The following is a 525-nucleotide window of genomic DNA, read 5'->3' on the forward strand; positions in this document are numbered from 1 at the left end:
GCATAATCCAGCTCCGCATAAAGATCCCCGAGCGCCCGCGCGAACTCGGCCAAAGGTAGCCTGGACAGCGTGGCAGGCCTGGCTTCGGCAAGCATGTGGTCCATGCGAGCCAGGGCGATATCATCCATGCGCGAATACGCGACGCAAGACGGTGCATCGACAGTTTCAAGTCGACGGTTCTTGATCCAATCCAGCCCATCCGGCACGGCGGGCCGATACTGCCCGGGCGTGACATCATCGAATCCCAATGCGGGCAGATCCTGGAAAAGCCGTCGGTTTATCTCCCGTAAATGCGCGGCATCGAAATCGCCAGCCACCGGCGTAAGCAGAAGCTCGACGCTGCGCTGGAAAACATGCCTGCGCTCCAGCGCGTGGCGCGCCTCCGGCGTCAAATCAGGAGCTTGGCGGTTGGTCCTGCAACTGAGCCGCGACGAATTCGGCCAAATCGATTTCACCGTCTATGAAACGTTGCCCATGGACTCCGTCTGCCGGAGTCAGCACGCACCCATCCAGGGCGACGTCTGC

General features: G+C 61.1%; 1 pseudogene. It reads right to left on the minus strand.

The features are described from left to right. Window positions 1-392, minus strand: a pseudogene (locus tag KDH83_RS31365) (hypothetical protein); the annotation flags it as partial. Window positions 393-525: the final 133 nt, after the last annotated feature.

The sequence above is a fragment of the Achromobacter sp. Marseille-Q0513 genome, assembly GCF_018195695.1.
Taxonomy (GTDB): domain Bacteria; phylum Pseudomonadota; class Gammaproteobacteria; order Burkholderiales; family Burkholderiaceae_B; genus Achromobacter.